Origin of the sequence: Frateuria sp. GZRR33 (genome assembly GCF_051900425.1) — a bacterium.
Lineage (GTDB): Bacteria > Pseudomonadota > Gammaproteobacteria > Xanthomonadales > Rhodanobacteraceae > Frateuria_A.
Window position 1 is genome coordinate 104,122 of record NZ_JBHZGK010000008.1, and the last position, 16,353, is coordinate 120,474.

Sequence of the window (16,353 nt, forward strand, 5' to 3'; positions counted from 1 at the left end):
AGGTATCTCGCATGTGTCGTGCTGCTCTGGCTGGCGCCGCAGCCTGTGCCTTGGAAGATTTCGCACACGTCCCGCGCTTCGTCCGGCAGATGCCTGACCTTTTCGGCCGATGTCCCATGCATCGCCGCAAAAAGGCCAGGCAGCCGTGGCCTTTCGTTGCCCTCGATCCGAGCTGTCCGTGAGGACGCGCCGCTACTTGATCTCCGTCAACGCCCAGCGCAGCGTGCCGATCGTCCCGCTCATGACGCTCGCGTTGTTGGCGACGCACAGGACATGCCGGAGTGAACACGCTTCGGGAACGATGCTGCCAAGCGCGTCCTTGCCAAACTTGTGCGTCTCGAAATAGTTCGCGCCCCGCATGGTGTTGTGGGCCCTCACATAGCCCGCGTGCACTCCGCGCGGCGGCATGTGGTCCTCGACCATGCGGCAGGTTGCGAACATGTACCTGTCGTCCTTGCCGGGCGTGCCGACATAGGCCCACGTCTGCGAACCGGGATGCCATTTGAGGATCGAGTTTTCGCTGGGAACGCCGAGCTTGGTGACCGCAACCGGAAATGCCTTGAAGACGATGCCGGCATGCTTCCTCTTCAGCCTGGTGACGACCTGGGTCGTATAGGAGTCCGGCCGCGTCCCCTGCCGGTGCCGCAGATTGCAGGAAATCATCTCGACGGTGTCGATCTGCGGATTGACCTTTTTCCAGGCCGAAACCACATCGAGGAACTCCTGCGGGGACTTGTGGCAGAAGCTCGCCGCATCGCCGTGCCCCCAGAAGGAGATCGTTGTCACGCCCGGAACCTGTACCGGCACGGTGTCCGAGATTTTATGCGCCACGCCGTTGTAGGTCTGGGCAAGAAGCTCAGCCCGTTTCCGGTGGTCGTCGTCATCCCACAAGACCAGGATCGCCACGCTGTCACCTCATCTGTCATCAATGGCCAAAATGTCTGTTGATCGCTCAGCGTCCGCCGCATGCCCCCAAGAGGCCCTCATCCGGCAGGCGCTTGCGCGAGCTTCCGCAGGTCGTCCCCGGTCCCCCGCGGCGACCGTTGAGTCACTTCATTCCGCGTCGCGCGCCTTGTGGACCGAATCCGGTCCACTCATCCACGTCGAGGTGCGCTTCTGCAGGTCGACCACGTATCTCCCGCCGACTTCGCTCTCGATCTCGACCCGCCCGCCGTCCGGGAGCAGCCGCATGCTCTTGAAGTAGCGCCCTGGCGTGCTCACGCCCGCGGCATCCTGGCTGGGCACCTCATACACCTTGAGCATCCACAGGCGCTCCCCGGTGGCCTGGTCGATGGCCACCAGGTAACCACCGGACTGGGTGCCGCCATGGCGGTAGCTCTGCATGTCCTGCTCATAGCGCACGCCGTTGTGGACGATAGGCGCGACCGCGGGCGGAGACGGGCGGCTTGGGCTGGGCATGTCGTCGTTCATGGTCGGTGCCTTGTCGTTGGATGGTGGGCCGGGCGGCATGGTGGCCGGATGGGATGTGCATGCCGAGACGGCCAGCACAAGCCCCGCGATACATGCCGGCAGGGAGAACGCGCGCGCCCCCCGGCTACGGGACGTGCGCACGCTCATATGATCTTCAGCGCGTGGTTGCGCTCCGCATCGGACAGCGCGTTGCCGCAGTCGGCTGCGAAGAACGCCCAGTTGTCCGCGTTGCGCACGCAGTCGGATGCCGGATAGCCGGCGTGGGGCCCGATGCCGTACCAGGCGTACCGGTCCTGGCCATTCTTCACGTCGAGCGTGCCGCATGCCAGGTGCGACAACTCATGCACGATGATCCGGGTCCAGTTGGCCTGGCCGTGGACCACGCCGCCCGGATCATCGGTGAAGAAGTTGCTTTCAATGTAGACCACGTCCATGCCTTCGGCGCCGTTGCGGAAGGTAAACGCTTCGGAGGCCAGGAATGCGGCTTCGTCGGCGTCGCTGGTACCACGGAAGGGCACCCAGTCGGTCACCACGAAGCGCCCCTTGTTCAACATGCCGATGATCTTCTTGAAGCCGCTCGCCAGGGTCGCGATGTGATTGTCGAGTGCGGCATCGGCCAGGCCCGGTTCGGCGAACCATCGCTTTACCATGGCGCGTGACTCGGCGTGCTTTGCCGCCGATCCGCTGGACGATGCCGCACCCGCGAGCACCATCCCGGCCTTTTGGCACCAGGCAAGCGCCTGCTGCGTCGAGTTGCCGAGATATCGGCGCTCCTGGTCGGAAAAGTGCTCGTTCTGTCCGGCCAGACACTGCTTGGCATGCCCCACCGTGGGCGCATGCGTGTCGAGGTAAGCGCTCGGCCAGTCGGTGAAATTCGTCGGCAGCGAAAACACCCAGACCCTGCGGTTGCCGGCCTTGTTCTGCAGGTAGACGTGGCGAAGGAATTTCAGGCTTGCCGCGCGGCGCCGGGTGTCCTGGTCGATCAGGCCGGCATCGCTGTCGTTCCAGCCGGCGGCGGCCTGGAGCATGCCCTTTTCCTCGGCGACCCGCGTCTGGCTGGGCCCCTTGGTCAGACTGCTGCGCAGCTCGCCCAGCGCTGTCTCCTCGCTGGCTTCGAACCCCTCCGCACCCATCAGTTTTCCAAGCTTGACCACCAGCGGCTGCCAGCTCCGTTCGAAGCTGGCCGTCTTGCCGATCGCGGTTCTCGCGGCGCGGTATTCGGTAATGAACTTCTTGTTCCAGTCGACCATGTCCTGTTCGCCGATGCTTGTTGCCGGTGGAGCCCAGTTACGACCCGGTTGTGGAGAGGTTCGCCGAGCGGCAATCCGCAGATCCGCCGCCCATGCCTAGAAGGTGTAGGAGAAGTTGCCGTCCTGCGCACCCACGCGCGCCTGCTCGATCGGCTTGCCTTCGATCATGCGATTGAGGAACTCGCGCGAGATGTCCGGCAGCATGGTGTTGGTCAGGATCGCATCGATCATGCGGCCGCCCGACTCGCTCTCGGTGCAGCGGCTGACGACCAGCTTGACCACCTCGTCGTCGTATTCGAACGGGATGCGGTAGCGCGCCTCGATGCGCTTCTTGATGCGTCCCAGCTGCAGCTTGACGATCTCGCCGAGCATGGTCTCGCTGAGCGGGTAGTACGGGATGGTGACCAGGCGGCCGAGCAGCGCCGGCGGGAACACCTTCAGCAGCGGCTCGCGCAGCGCCTTGGCGATGCCCTCCGGTTCGGGCATCAGCTCCGGGTCCTTGCAGAGTCCGGCGATCAGGTCGGTGCCGGCGTTGGTGGTCAGCAGGATCAGGGTGTTCTTGAAGTCGATCTGGCGACCCTCGCCGTCCTCCATGACGCCCTTGTCGAACACCTGGAAGAAGATCTCGTGCACGTCCGGGTGCGCCTTTTCGACCTCGTCCAGCAGCACGACCGAGTAGGGCTTGCGACGCACCGCCTCGGTCAGCACGCCGCCCTCGCCGTAGCCGACGTAGCCCGGGGGCGCGCCCTTGAGCGTGGAAACGGTGTGCGCTTCCTGGAACTCGCTCATGTTGATGGTGATGATGTTCTGCTCGCCGCCGTAGAGCGCTTCGGCGAGCGCCAGCGCGGTCTCGGTCTTGCCCACGCCCGAGGTGCCGGCCAGCATGAACACGCCGATCGGCTTGTTCGGGTTGTCCAGGCCCGCGCGGCTGGTCTGGATGCGCTTGGCGATCATCTCCATCGCGTGGTCCTGGCCGATCACGCGCTTGCCCATCAGGCCGGCCAGGTTCATGACGATCTCGAGCTCGCTCTTGACCATGCGGCCGACCGGAATGCCGGTCCAGTCCGAAACGACCGAGCCGACCGCCACGTAGTCGACGGTGGGCAGGATCAGCGGGCTCTCGCCCTGCAGTTCGGTGAGCTGGGCCTGCAGGGCCTTCAGCTCCTCGAGCGCGGCGGCGCGTTCGGCGTCGGTCAGCGCGGCGCTGGCCACGGCGACGGCGCCGGCCTCGGCTTCGGCCGCCTGCTCCAGCGCGCTGCCGGTGCCTTCGACGGGCGCGGCGTCACCGCGCAGGCGGGCGCGGATGGCGAGGATCTTCTCGACCAGGCCCTTCTCGACCTGCCAGTTGACCTCCAGCGTCTCCAGCCGGGCCTTGGCCACGGCGAGCTTCTCGCCGGCCGAAGCCTCGCGCTCGGCCACGTCCACGCCGACGGTCTTCTCGCGGGCGATGATCGCCAGCTCCGTCTCCAGCGCCTGGATGCGCTTGCGGGTGTCGTCCACTTCCGGCGGCACCGCGTGCTGGCTGATGGCCACGCGGGCGCAGGCGGTGTCGAGCAGGCTCACCGCCTTGTCGGGCAACTGGCGGGCGGGAATGTAGCGGTGCGAGAGCTTGACCGCGGCCTCCAGCGCCTCGTCCAGGATCTGCACGCGGTGGTGCTTCTCCATCACGCTGGCGACGCCGCGCATCATCAGGATGCCCTTCTCCTCGCTCGGCTCGTCGACTTGTACGGTCTGGAAGCGGCGGGTCAGCGCGGGGTCCTTCTCGATGTGCTTCTTGTACTCGGCCCAGGTGGTCGCGCCGACCGTGCGCAGGTTGCCGCGGGCCAGCGCCGGCTTGAGCAGGTTGGCGGCATCGCCGGTACCGGCCGCGCCGCCGGCGCCGACCAGGGTGTGCGCCTCGTCGATGAACAGGATGATCGGCTTCGGCGAGGACTGCACTTCCTCGATCACCTGGCGAAGGCGGTTCTCGAACTCGCCCTTCATGCTGGCGCCTGCCTGCAGCAGGCCCACGTCCAGCGTGCGCAGCTCCACGTCCTTGAGCTGCGGCGGCACGTCGCCCTGGGCGATGCGCAGTGCGAAGCCTTCGACCACCGCGGTCTTGCCCACGCCCGCTTCGCCGACCAGCATCGGGTTGTTCTGGCGGCGGCGCATCAGGATGTCGACGACCTGGCGGATCTCCTCGTCGCGGCCAACGATCGGGTCGATCTTGCCGCTGCGCGCCTGTTCGGTGAGGTCGACGGTGAACTGCTTGAGCGCCTCCTGCTTGCCCATCTGGGCCGGGCCCATCGCGCCGCTGGCCTCACCCGGCACCGCACCGCCCATCTTGAAGCCGTCGCTGGCGCTCTGGCCGTCCTCGGGCGAGCCGGCCACCACTTCGGCGAACTTCTCCACCAGCGTCTCGGGCTTGATCTTCTCGAACTCGGGCGAGATCGCGACCAGCGCGTTGCGCAGGTGGCGCGTGCGCACCACGCCGACGATCAGGTACCCGGTGCGCACCTGTGCCTCGCCGAACATCAGGGTGGCGAACACCCACCCGCGCTCGACCGCTTCCTCGACGTTGGAAGACAGGTCCGTGATCGTGGTCGAGCCTCGCGGCAGCTTGTCCAGCGCGTCGGTGACGTCGCGCGCGAGGTTGGACGGATTGATGTTGAACTGCTTGACGATGCGATGCAGGTCCGAGTCCTGCAGTTGCAGGATCTGGTGGATCCAGTGCACCAGCTCCACGTAGGGATTGCCGCGCAGCTTGCAGAACACGGTGGCGCTTTCGATGCCCCGGTAGGCAAGCTTGTTGAGTTTCCCGAACAGGGCGCTGCGACTGATCTCGGCCATGACTTGTCTTCCCTTCGCGTTTGCTTCCGGCCCGCCTGGCGGCCCGGTGTGGTGTTCGGTATGGCGGGCGTCAGCCCACCGGTTTCAGTACGACGTCGTCGGCATCGGTTCGCGCGGCGCGCTGCCCCAGCCAGGTCGTGAGCCCCAGCCGACCGCCCTGCCCCAGCCGGGTTGCCGGCACCTGGTCGTGCGCCAGGACCAGCTGCACGTCCCAGGCTTTCTCGTCGCCGATGTAGCTGCGCACGGCCGCCACCAGCTGCGCCAGCGCGTCGCCGCCGGGCAGGAAATGCTCGAACTGGTTGCGCCTGAGCGGCCCGAGGCGCAGGCGGAAGCGCTGCTGCGCGCCCCACACGTTCGCGCCGATGACGGCGGTGCGGCCCAGGCAGGCCACCTCGGTCGAGCGGCCCAGCCGCAGGTAGGCCTCGCTTGGCAGGCGCATCCACTCGGCCACGAACTCGACCACGCGCACGGGAATGGCGAAGAACTGCTGCAACAGGCTGCGCAGGCCTTCCGGATGGCGCGTCTGGCCCAGGAACTGGCCGGCAAAGAAGCGCTTGAAGTCGTCCGGCAGCGCATCGCGGCCTTCCAGCCCCGGCGTGGCGATGCCGACCAGCGCGCCGGTGTAGAGGCGGAAGCGGTCCTGCGCCGGGCGGTCGGCCTGCACGGTCGGCTGCGAATTGGCCCACGCGCGGTAGAACAGGCTCGCCATGCGGTGGTGGAAGACGTCCGCGAAGGCGATCAGGGTGGTGTCGCGTGCGTTGCGTTCTCGGTCGATCGCGTATTCGGTCAGGTGCAGCGGCAGCGGCGCATTCGGGCCGAACAGGCCGAAGAACAGCGCGCGCATGCGCGCCGGGCGACCGCCCGCCGCGGGCTGGTAGTCGCCGATGCTGCTCGGCGCGAACGCCAGCGACGGCGTCTGGCACAGGCGCACGAAGTCCTCGGAAGGCTTCGTCGACTCACCCAGCCGCGGCCGCGTCGGGTGCGCGCACTCGAGCTGCCGGATCGCCTCGAAGAAATCGAAGTCCCCCGGCCGCTCCTCGAGCGCACGCTCGAGCGCTACAGCGTCTGGCGCGAGCCCAGCCGTGCCGGCCATCGGGCGACCTCGTTGCGTTCCAGGGTGCGCAGGACCGTTTCGGTGAACGAATTGACCGAGACGTAGCGCGCGAAAAAGTGCTGCATCACCGAGCCGAGCAGGAACGCGCCGGTGCCTTCGAAGGCGCCCTCGTCGCAGGTCAGGGTGATTTCCATTCCGCGCCCGAAGCTGATCGGGCCCGGTACGGGGATGCGCCGCACGATCGGCTGCGAGCCCACCGCCTTGATGCCGTCGATCTGCCGCCGCGCGGCCGAGTCGAACTCGTCGCAGTAGAGCGTGAGCATCTCGCGCAGCGCGGCCGCGCCGTCGGCGTTGCCCTCGCCCAGCAACGAGACGTAGTTGAGCTGCAGGTGGCTGAGCAGCCGCCAGGCGGTCTCGCCGCCGGCGACCGCCGCGCGTGGCTTGGTCGGTCCGGCGACGCAGCGCACCGACTCGACCGGCGCGCCGATGTCCAGGGTGAAATCGGTATGCGACTTGCCGACCGGCATCTGCAGCGGCAGGTCGCGGTTGGTGCACATCAGCTGCATGCCGACCTGGCGCAGGCGGCTGGAGTACGGCGCCTCGCTGGCGTCGACCAGCGCGATGAACAGTTCGCTGCCGACGTAACTGGAGCGCGCGCCCTGCAGCTTCTGCCGCGCCGAAAGCTGACGCGGCTCGCGCCGAACCGTGTAGAACGCACCGTGGCCGGCCTGCCAGGTGCGCTCGTCGCAACCGTAGAACGGCTGGAAGCGCTGCTCCGGCTCCTGGCTGTCGCCGAAGCCCTCGACGTTGCCGATCGAGTGGATCTCGAAATCCATCGGCCGCGTGCGGTCGGCGAGCACGTGGTATTCGGTGCGGCCCTGCTGAAGGTGGATGCGGTCGGCGCGGCGCGGGAACAGGTTCACCGCCGGCGTGCAGAACAGCCGGAAGTTGCCCGCGTCCACCGCGTTGTGCAGGCGGCTGACGCTGCGGTCGAACAGCACGACGATCTCGAACTCGTGGCCCTGCGCGCGGGCGAGCGCCTGGCGCAGGCCAGTGAATACCGCGAACAGGAAACGCTCGGGGCAGGCGAAATATTCCTGCAGCAGCCGGTAGCCACTGAAGGAGCGACCACTGTAGGGAATCATTCCCTCGGCGTCGTCGAAGCCCTTGGACTTGATGCTGCCCGGCTCCAGCCAGGTACTGACGATGCCGCCCTCGCCCCTGGCCCGCACCACCACGCCGGCGGCGTTGCCGAGCAGTTGCTCGTACAGGCGCTTGGGAAGCTCATCGGCGCCGGCCAGGAACACCGGCAGTTCGTCCATCGCCAGCAGGTTCGCCTGCGCGCCCGCGGTCACCGCGAACTTCAGCCGCAGGCCGGCACGAACGGTGCGATCGGCCGGGATGGAGACACCCGCCGCCGCGATCGCGGCCGGGGTGTCGAAGTACTTGGCCTCGGTGAGCTTGAGCGGCCACAGCGTGACGTCGTGCGCGGTGCGGTATTCGCAGGCGGTGCGGTCGTCACGACCGGTGAGGCTGCGCAGGGCGGTGTGCCGCGGCACGACATGGCCGGCGACGAGCGCGCTTTCCTTGAGATCCGCCCCCATCTCGACCACCGCCATCGACGGCACGGGCGCGAGGTAGTGCGGGTAGACCATCTCCATCAGGTGCTGGGTGAACACCGGCTGCTGCGCGTCGAGCTTGAGCTGCACGCGCGCGGCGAGGAAGGCGAAGCCCTCGAGCAGGCGCTCGACGTAGGGATCGGCGCACTCGAAGCCTTCCAGGCCAAGCCGGCCGGCGATCTTCGGGTACTCGCGCGCGAACTCGCCGCCCATCTCGCGTACGTGCTGCAGCTCGCGGTTGTAGTAGCGGAGCAGGCGCGGGTCCATGGCGGTCAGCCCAGGCTTTCGGAAACACTGAAGCGGCCCGTCTCCAGGTCGACTTCGGTCTTCAGATACAGGTTCAGCGGGATCGGCTGGGCCCACATCTCCGATTCGATGTTGAAGACCAGCGACTGCTGGTCCATGCGCTTCGTGTCGGCGTTGACGACCACGCGCAGCGTGCTGCCCGTCAGGCGCGGCTCGAACGCGATCAGCGCCTCGCGCAACTGCCGCTGCAGCACGCCGGGATCCACGCCCGAAAGCGCCATGCCGGTCAGATCGGGGATGCCGAAGTTGACCACCGAGCGGGCCACTTCCGGGTAGTCGTCGAGTTCCACGCCGCTACCGAGGTTCACGCAATTGAGCAGCCAGGAGATGTCGCGGGCCACGCAGTCGCGCAGGCGCGTGGCGGAAATCACTCGCTTCTCGCGGCTCTCCTCGGCTTTCCCCGGTTCCTCGTCGGTCAGCCGGTCCAGCAGCGAGGGCTGCAGGCGCTCCTGGGTGGTCAGCTCGGCCATCAGGCGGCCGCATCGTGATGCAGGACGATGGTGCGCACGTCCAGCAGCGGGTACTCGCCGGCATCGGTCGCCAGCATGCGCTGGCCCAGGCCGGTGAACAGGCCGGGAGCGCGCTCGTCCCAGTCGGTGCGGCGGGCGAGGACCACGTCGGGATCGGCCGAACGCTCCGAGCCCGGGTAACGGCATGGCACGAAGCCGACCGCCTGGCCACCGTTGGTCCAGGTCACCTGCACCGGCGCCCAGATCTTGTCGCGAAGGTCGGTGGGCTCCTCGAACACCACCTGCTTCAGGCGGGAGAAGGGCACCCAGGCGTAACCGCCGTTGACCACCATTTCCAGGCAGGGACCGAAGCGCGGGTCCGCGTCGGCGATCCATTCGAAGGCCTCGCCGTCGATCTCGCCGCCCACGGTCGGCGCCAGTTCGAAGGCCTCCTCGCGCAGCGGCGCCGCGTTGGCGTGCTGCCCCTGCGCATCGAGCTTGAGTGCCTGCAGCAGCAGCGCCATCCACTGGGACGGCTCGCCGACCACCGAAGGCATGCGCTCGCCGGCAAGCACGCCGGCGCGCATCAATTCGCCCCGCACGGCCTGCGCGTAGGCGCCGGCCATGAGGGTGTTGTTCACGTCCAGTTCGCCGCTGACCTTCAGTTGCGTCTGCGCGCGCTCCCACTGGCCCAGCAAGGCCAGCAACTGGAACAGGAACACCCGGCAGCGCGCGTCCGCCGGGTTGTTCCGCACCTGCGAGGTGAGCCCCTGCAACGCCTCGTCCAGGCGACCTTCCTTCAGCATGTTCTCGGGTGTCATGGTCGAGCCCTGGAGATGTCGGATACGCCTTCAGAGGCGTTGCAGGATCAGGATCAGGCCTTGGCCACGCCCTGGATGTCGTAGGTGAATTCCTTGGCGCCGCCCTGCTTGGCACCCTTGTCGTCCTGCGGCTGGAACGAGTACTTGAACTTGCCGAAGTGCAGGGTGACGTTCTCGGTCAGGCGATCCTCGCCACCGCTGCCGCCGGTGGAGACGGAGGTCACCAGCACGCCCTCGGAGAGCTCGATGGTGAGGAAGTCGGTCTGCTCGCCGGTCGCGTTGGTGATGTAGATCCAGGCCTGCTCGACGCGGGCGCCGGTGCAGCAGGCGTCGAGCAGCGCGTTGGAGCAGCCGTCGACAAACTTGGTGATGGAGATGTCCTGCACGTGCGCCTTGCCGCCGCTGGCCGAACCGCCGCCGGTGTGCAGGTCGCCGGTGTTGCTGACGCCCCACGACCAGGCAAGGATCGGCACTTCGCCCTTGTGCTTCTTGTGGTTGGACGCGCCTTCGATCTTGACCTTGCCGGCGCCGAACTTGATGTGCATGTCGAATGCCATGAAACCTTCTCCCTACGTTTCGTGATGGATGTTCGATACCGCCGGCGGGACGCGTCCCTGCCCTTCGGATCGTCTTGCTGCGGTGCGGGTGGAACTTCGCCGGTTGGCGCATGCGACACGGCGATGGCGGCGCAGGGCCGCTACCGCCGCGTCGGGGCGTCAGGCCTTGGCAGCCGACGGCAGGCGCGAGACCAGCCGCAGCGACACGGTGAGACCCTCGAGCTGGTAGTGCGGCTTGAGGAAGAACTTGGAGGTGTAGTAACCGGGGGCGCCCTCGACCTCTTCCACCACCACTTCGGCGGCCGACAGCGGCTTGCGCGCCTTGGTCTCCTCGCTGGAGTTGGCCGGATCGCCGTCGACGTACTGCATGACCCAGTTGGTCAGCCAGTTCTGCATTTGCTCGCGATCGCTGAAGGAGCCGATCTTGTCGCGCACGATGCACTTGAGGTAATGCGCGAAGCGGCAGCAGGCGAACATGTACGGCAGGCGGCAGCTCAGCGCGGCATTGGCGGTGGCGTCCGGATCGTCGTACTCCTCCGGCTTGGCCAGCGACTGGGCGCTGATGAACGCGGCCATGTCCGAGTTCTTGCGATGCACCAGCGGCATCAGGCCCATCTTGTCCAGCTCCGCCGAACGGCGGTCGGTGATGGCGATCTCGGTCGGGCACTTCATGTCCACGCCGCCGTCGTCGGTCGGGAAGGCGTGCACCGGCAGGCCCTCGACCGCGCCGCCGGACTCGATGCCGCGGATGCGCGAGCACCAGCCGTAGGCCTTGAACGAGCGGTTGATGTTGACCGCCATCGCGTAGGCGGCGTTCTGCCAGGTGTACTTGGAGGAATCGGCGCCGCCGGTGTCTTCCTCGAAGTCGAACTCCTCCACCGGGTTGGTGGCGGCACCGTAGGGCAGGCGCGAAAGCGTGCGCGGCATCGCCAGGCCCAGGTACTTGGCGTCGTCCGACTCACGCAGCGAACGCCAGGAGGCGTAGTCGGGCGTGGAGAAGATCTTGGCCAGGTCGCGCGGGTTGGACAGCTCGTTCCAGCTCTCCATGCCCATCAGGCTGGAGTTGGCCGCGGCCAGGAACGGCGCGTGCGCGGCGGCTGCCACCTGGGCGATGCCGCCCAGCAGCTCGACGTCCTGCGGGCTGTGGTCGAAGTAGTAGTCGCCGACCAGGCAGCCGTACGGCTCGCCGCCGAGCTGGCCGTACTCTTCCTCGTACATCTTCTTGAAGATCGGGCTCTGGTCCCAGGCGGTGCCCTTGTAGCGCTTGAGCGTCTTGCCCAGCTCCTTCTTGGAGATGTTCATGACGCGGATCTTCAACAGCTGGTCGGTCTCGGTGTTGTTGACCAGGTAGTGCAGGCCGCGCCAGGCGCTTTCCAGCTTCTGGAAATCGGCGTGGTGCATGATCTGGTTGATCTGCTCGCTGAGCTTGCGGTCGATCTCGGCGATGTAGGCGTTGATCGTCTGGGCGACGTCATCGGACACGACGTCGGAGCGGCTCAGTACCTGCTCGGCCAGCGTGCGGACGGCCGACTCGACCTCTTCCTTCGCGCGGTCGCTCTTGGGCTTGAATTCGCGGCTCAGCAGCGCGGCGAAGTCGCCGGCTTCGAGCGTTTCGGCGGTTTGGCCGCGTTCGGCCAGGGTCTCGGTGGACATGTGCTTACTCCCCGTCGCTCGGCTTGGCGGCCGAGACCAGCGACTGCAGCAGGGCCGGGTCGTTGATCGCCTGGGCGATCAGCTTCTCCGCGCCGGCCTTGCCGTCCATGTAGGTATTGAGGTTGGCCAGCTGGGTGCGCGCCTCCAGCAGCTTGGCGACCGGGGCGACCTTGCGCGCCACGGCGGCGGGCGAGAAGTCGTCCATGCTCTCGAAGGTGATGTCGACGCTGAGGTTGCCCTCGCCGGTCAACGTGTTGGGTACCGCGAAGGACACGCGCGGCTTCATCGACTGCAGGCGGCTGTCGAAGTTGTCGACATCGATCTCCAGCGCCTTGCGATCCTCGATCGGCGGCAGCTCGGCGTTGTTGGCGCCGGACAGGTCCGACATCACGCCCATCACGAACGGCACCTGCACCTTCTTCTGTGCGCCGTAGACCTCGACGTCGTACTCGATCTGCACCCGCGGCGCGCGGTTGCGCGCGATGAACTTCTGACTGCTTTGCTTGGCCATTGCGGCTGTCTCCTGGGACTTGAGGTCTTCCGGTTGGAACGCGACGCCTTGAGGGCACGCCCGCGACACGCGGCGCAGGCGCGCGCACGTCCCTGCAGCGCGACGGCGGACACGGGCGCCGCGGAACGGGGTCGTTCCGCTCGCGGGCTCGTTCGGCGGGCGTGGCAAAGGGCGGGCTAACGCCTTCCCACTGTTCTAGTGCGTGGGGACTTTCACGGATCGGCCACGGAAATGAACGGGACGTTCAGTTGACGTTCACAAAGAAAACACGCCGCCGCAGCGCCCCGGGGGAGGCCGAGGGCCCGGCGCAGGCTTCAGGCCTGAAGCTCCCGCTGCAGCCAGGCGCGGGCCAGGCGCCACTCGCGTTGCACGGTGGTGGCGGAAATGCCCAGCGCGGCGGCGATCTGCTCCGCGCTCAGGCCGACGAAGAAGCGCATGGAAACAATGCTCGCCTGGCGCTGGTCGATCTGTTCGAGCGTATCGAGGGCATCGAGCAGGGCGACGTAATCCACCTCGGGCATGAGCGAGCCGGAGATCTCCGACAACTCGATGCGGTCGCAATCCTGGGGCCGCTTGGCGGCCTGGCGCCGGCGGGCCGAATCGACCAGCACCTCGCGCATGGCCCGCGCGGCCACGCCCAGGAGATGGCCGCGGCTCTCCCATTGGGGCGGACTGCCGCCACCGAACACCTTCAGGTAGGCCTCGTTGACCAGGGCGGTGGCGCTCAACGTGCGCTCGCTGGTATTGCGGCGCAGTTGCGCGCCGGCCAGGCGGTGCAGCGCCGCGTACATCTGGCGCAGTGCCTCTTCCAGCGCGGCGGTATCGCCCGCCTGCGCCGAATGCAGCAGTCGCGTCACGTCGACACTGGTGTTCACGGCTTGGTGGTCCCTTCCCGCCCGGCTGGCCGCGGACCGGCTGGCGCCGGCCCGGATCGCGGCCAGACTCGGCCGCCGGAAAAGTATAGGCGAAAGGCCAGCCAACGACAGGAAGCGGCGCGGGTTTGCGCACTACGGGGCCGTGGTGACCGCCCTGCTAGACTCGCCGGCATGCTCAAGATCGACACCCACGCGCACATCCTGCCCCGCGACTGGCCGAACCTCGCCGCCAAATACGGCAACGACCGCTTTCCGGTGATGACCCATACCGACGGCCGCCATCGCATCTACAAGGACGGGAAATTCTTCCGCGAAGTGTGGGATTCGGCGTTCGATCCGCAGACCCGCATCGACGACTACGCCCGCTTCGGGGTCGACGTGCAGGTGATCTCCACCGTGCCGGTGCTGTTTTCCTATTGGGCGCCGGGCTACCAGGCGCTGGAGCTGCACCGCCATCTGAACGACCACATGGCGCAGATGTGCCACGACTTCCCGCGCCACTACGCGGGGATCGGCACCGTGCCGCTGCAGGCACCGGAGCTGGCCGTCCGCGAACTGGAACGCTGCATCGACGAGCTGGGCCTGCAGGGCGTGCAGATCGGCTCGCACTGCAACGACTGGAACCTGGACGCACCGGAACTGTTCCCGTTCTTCGAGGCGGCTGCCGACCTGGGCGCGGCGATCCTGGTCCACCCATGGGACATGATGGGCACCGACACCATGCCCAAGTACTGGATGCCCTGGCTGGTCGGCATGCCGGCCGAGCAGTCGCGGGCCGGCTGCTGCCTGGCCTTCGGCGGCGTGCTGGAACGGCTGCCGAAGCTGCGCATCATGCTGGCCCACGGCGGCGGCAGCTTTCCCTGGTCGATCGGCCGCATCGAGCACGGCTTCCGCATGCGGCCGGACCTGGTCGCCACCGATAACCCGCGCAACCCGCGCGAATACCTGAAGCGCCTGTACTTCGACTCCTGCGTGCACGACGAGCGGGCGCTGCGTTATCTCCTGGATGTGACCGGCGTCGATCGCGTCATGCTGGGCACCGACTATCCTTTCCCGCTGGGCGAACAGGAGCCCGGGAGCGGCATCGAAGCCCTTGGCCTCGATGAAGCGGACTGTGCCCGCTTGTTCCACGGCACCGCACTGGAGTGGCTGGGCCTGCCCTTGCAGCGATTCGACCAGGCATCCAACCCGGAGCGTTCATGACCCTCTACCGCAGCTTTTTCCTGGCCGGCGCCCTGCTGCTGGCCCGCACCGCCTGTGCCACCGATGTCAGCATGGCCGGCGGCGAAGTCGCCTTCAGCACGCCGGACAACTGGGTCACGATCATGGAAACCCAGGGCGTGCCGGAAATGCGTGTGTTCCAGGTCCCCGATCCCTCGCCCACCGCCCGCGACAACCTCGCCTCGGTCACCGTGGAAGTGGAGCCGGTCGGCGGCCTGGGCGCCTTTGACCAGTACGTGACCAACGCCACCCGCAAGGCCAAGGCTCTGGACGGCTACCAGGCGATCGGCAACCCGGACGGCCCCAACAGCCACGCCTACACCGCGCAGGAACACGGCACGGCCTACCGCTACGACGAGCGCTACTGGTTCAGGAACAATCACGCGGTCCGCCTGCGCTGCGCGCGGCCGGCCCGCAGCGAGGCGGGCGCCGCCTGGGCCGCTGCGTTCGACAAGGGCTGCGATTCGGTCGCCGCCGATCTGGCCCGTTGAGGAGCAAGGGATGACCGACTACCAGGCCTCCGCCGCGTGGGCCGCCGCCGCCGATGAAGCCGATCCGCTGCGTGGTTTTCGCGACGAATTCCTGATTCCCCCGCACGAGGGCCGCGATTCGAACTACTTCTGCGGCAATTCGCTCGGTCTGCAGCCGCGCGCGGTGCGCGAGGCGATCGCGGCGGAGCTCGATTACTGGGGCGAACTGGGTGTGGAAGGCCATTTCAAGGGCCGCCTGCCCTGGATGGACTACCACGAGTTCGTGCGCGACGACCTGGCGCAGGTGGTCGGCGCGCTGCCCGCCGAAGTCGTGGCGATGAACACGCTGGGCGTGAACCTGCACCTGATGATGGTGAGCTTCTACCGGCCCACGCCCGAGCGCCACGCCATCCTGATCGAGGCGGGCGCGTTCCCGACCGATCGCTATGCGGTCGAATCGCAGATCCGCTACCACGGCTACGACCCCGCCACCGCGCTGATCGAGCTGGAAGCGGACGAACCGAACGGAACGATTTCGGACGCCGCCTTCGAACGCGCCCTCGCCGAGCACGGCACGCGCACCGCCCTGGTGATGCTGCCGGGCGTGCAGTACCGCACCGGCCAAGCCTTCGACCTGAAGGCCATCGCGCGCCTCGCGCACGCGCAGGGTTGCCAGGTCGGCTTCGACCTGGCTCACGCGGTCGGCAACCTGCCCCTTGCGCTGCACGAGAGCGACGCGGATTTCGCGATCTGGTGCAGCTACAAGTATCTCAACGCCGGCCCCGGCGCGGTCGGCGGCGCGTTCGTGCACGAACGCCACGCACGCGAGGCATTGCCGCGCTTCGCCGGCTGGTGGGGCCACGACAAGGCCACCCGCTTCCAGATGGGCCCGCAGTTCGTGCCCACGCCCGGCGCCGATGGCTGGCAGTTGTCCAACCCGCCGATCCTGGCACTGGTGCCGCTGCGCGTGTCGCTGGAGCTTTTCCGGCGCGCGGGCATGGGGCGGCTGCGCGAGAAATCGCTGGGACTGACCGGTTATCTGGAGTGGCTGGTCCGCACGCAGCTGGCCGACGTGCTGGAGATCGTCACGCCTGCCGACCCCGCACGCCGCGGTGCGCAGTTGTCGATCCGCGTGCTCGGCGGCCGCGCCCGCGGGCGCGCGCTGTTCGAGTACCTGATGGCGCACGGCATCATCGGCGACTGGCGCGAACCGGACGTCATCCGCATTTCGCCCGCCCCGCTCTACAACCGCCACGCCGACTGCCTGGCCTTCGCCGAGGCGGTGCGTCGCTGGGCCAACGGTTGAC

General features: G+C 67.6%; 15 protein-coding genes. 3 read left to right on the top strand and 12 right to left on the bottom strand.

Annotation, left to right across the window (positions count from 1 at the left end; genetic code table 11):
• Positions 1 to 192: 192 nt before the first annotated feature.
• The 12 genes from ACFWZU_RS11850 to ACFWZU_RS11905 all read right to left on the bottom strand — a co-directional run bounded on the left by ACFWZU_RS11850 (position 193) and on the right by ACFWZU_RS11905 (position 13,355).
• Complete coding sequence (locus tag ACFWZU_RS11850; protein ID WP_439701714.1) at positions 193 to 906, bottom strand: hypothetical protein; 714 nt, start codon at positions 904 to 906, stop codon at positions 193 to 195.
• A gap of 147 nt (positions 907 to 1,053) precedes the next feature.
• Positions 1,054 to 1,431: a hypothetical protein gene (locus ACFWZU_RS11855; RefSeq protein ID WP_439701715.1), complete on the bottom strand. Its 378-nt coding sequence runs from the start codon at positions 1,429 to 1,431 to the stop codon at positions 1,054 to 1,056.
• A gap of 143 nt (positions 1,432 to 1,574) precedes the next feature.
• Positions 1,575 to 2,681 (bottom strand): M35 family metallo-endopeptidase, encoded by a 1,107-nt coding sequence (locus ACFWZU_RS11860; protein ID WP_439701716.1) that lies wholly within the window; start codon positions 2,679 to 2,681, stop codon positions 1,575 to 1,577.
• 96 nt (positions 2,682 to 2,777) lie between these two features.
• On the bottom strand, positions 2,778 to 5,510 hold the full coding sequence (gene tssH / locus ACFWZU_RS11865; RefSeq protein WP_439701717.1) for a type VI secretion system ATPase TssH: 2,733 nt from the start codon (positions 5,508 to 5,510) through the stop codon (positions 2,778 to 2,780).
• A gap of 70 nt (positions 5,511 to 5,580) precedes the next feature.
• Positions 5,581 to 6,603, bottom strand: coding sequence for a type VI secretion system baseplate subunit TssG (gene tssG / locus ACFWZU_RS11870; protein ID WP_439701718.1), 1,023 nt, complete (start codon positions 6,601 to 6,603; stop codon positions 5,581 to 5,583).
• A complete protein-coding gene (tssF, locus tag ACFWZU_RS11875) occupies positions 6,567 to 8,450 on the bottom strand; it encodes a type VI secretion system baseplate subunit TssF (protein WP_439701719.1) in 1,884 nt (627 codons plus the stop codon). The genes tssG and tssF overlap by 37 nt, the downstream gene beginning before the upstream one ends.
• Before the next feature lie 5 nt (positions 8,451 to 8,455).
• Positions 8,456 to 8,959 carry a type VI secretion system baseplate subunit TssE gene (tssE, locus tag ACFWZU_RS11880; protein ID WP_439701720.1) on the bottom strand — a complete coding sequence of 168 codons (504 nt, stop codon included), beginning with the start codon at positions 8,957 to 8,959 and terminating at the stop codon, positions 8,456 to 8,458.
• Complete coding sequence (locus ACFWZU_RS11885; RefSeq protein ID WP_439701721.1) at positions 8,959 to 9,759, bottom strand: type VI secretion system accessory protein TagJ; 801 nt, start codon at positions 9,757 to 9,759, stop codon at positions 8,959 to 8,961. Before ACFWZU_RS11885 ends, tssE begins: the two co-directional genes overlap by 1 nt.
• A 53-nt stretch (positions 9,760 to 9,812) precedes the next feature.
• Positions 9,813 to 10,316, bottom strand: a complete 504-nt coding sequence (locus tag ACFWZU_RS11890) for an Hcp family type VI secretion system effector (protein WP_439701722.1) — start codon at positions 10,314 to 10,316, stop codon at positions 9,813 to 9,815.
• 159 nt (positions 10,317 to 10,475) lie between these two features.
• Positions 10,476 to 11,969, bottom strand: coding sequence for a type VI secretion system contractile sheath large subunit (tssC, locus tag ACFWZU_RS11895; protein WP_439701723.1), 1,494 nt, complete (start codon positions 11,967 to 11,969; stop codon positions 10,476 to 10,478).
• Between the two features lie 4 nt (positions 11,970 to 11,973).
• The gene (gene tssB, locus ACFWZU_RS11900; protein ID WP_325165265.1) at positions 11,974 to 12,480 is read right to left on the bottom strand and encodes a type VI secretion system contractile sheath small subunit; all 507 of its coding nucleotides are present in this window, start codon (positions 12,478 to 12,480) and stop codon (positions 11,974 to 11,976) included.
• Between the two features lie 314 nt (positions 12,481 to 12,794).
• A complete protein-coding gene (locus ACFWZU_RS11905) occupies positions 12,795 to 13,355 on the bottom strand; it encodes an ECF-type sigma factor (RefSeq protein ID WP_439701724.1) in 561 nt (186 codons plus the stop codon).
• Between the two features lie 171 nt (positions 13,356 to 13,526).
• Between ACFWZU_RS11905 and ACFWZU_RS11910 the strand changes: the two genes are divergently transcribed.
• Genes ACFWZU_RS11910 through kynU form a run of 3 tightly spaced genes read left to right on the top strand, consistent with a single transcriptional unit; the run spans position 13,527 to position 16,352 of the window.
• Positions 13,527 to 14,558, top strand: a complete 1,032-nt coding sequence (locus ACFWZU_RS11910; protein ID WP_439701725.1) for an amidohydrolase family protein — start codon at positions 13,527 to 13,529, stop codon at positions 14,556 to 14,558.
• A complete protein-coding gene (locus ACFWZU_RS11915; RefSeq protein WP_439701726.1) occupies positions 14,555 to 15,067 on the top strand; it encodes a hypothetical protein in 513 nt (170 codons plus the stop codon). Before ACFWZU_RS11910 ends, ACFWZU_RS11915 begins: the two co-directional genes overlap by 4 nt.
• Positions 15,068 to 15,077: 10 nt before the next feature.
• Positions 15,078 to 16,352 carry a kynureninase gene (kynU, locus tag ACFWZU_RS11920; RefSeq protein WP_439701727.1) on the top strand — a complete coding sequence of 425 codons (1,275 nt, stop codon included), beginning with the start codon at positions 15,078 to 15,080 and terminating at the stop codon, positions 16,350 to 16,352.
• Position 16,353 lies beyond the last annotated feature (1 nt).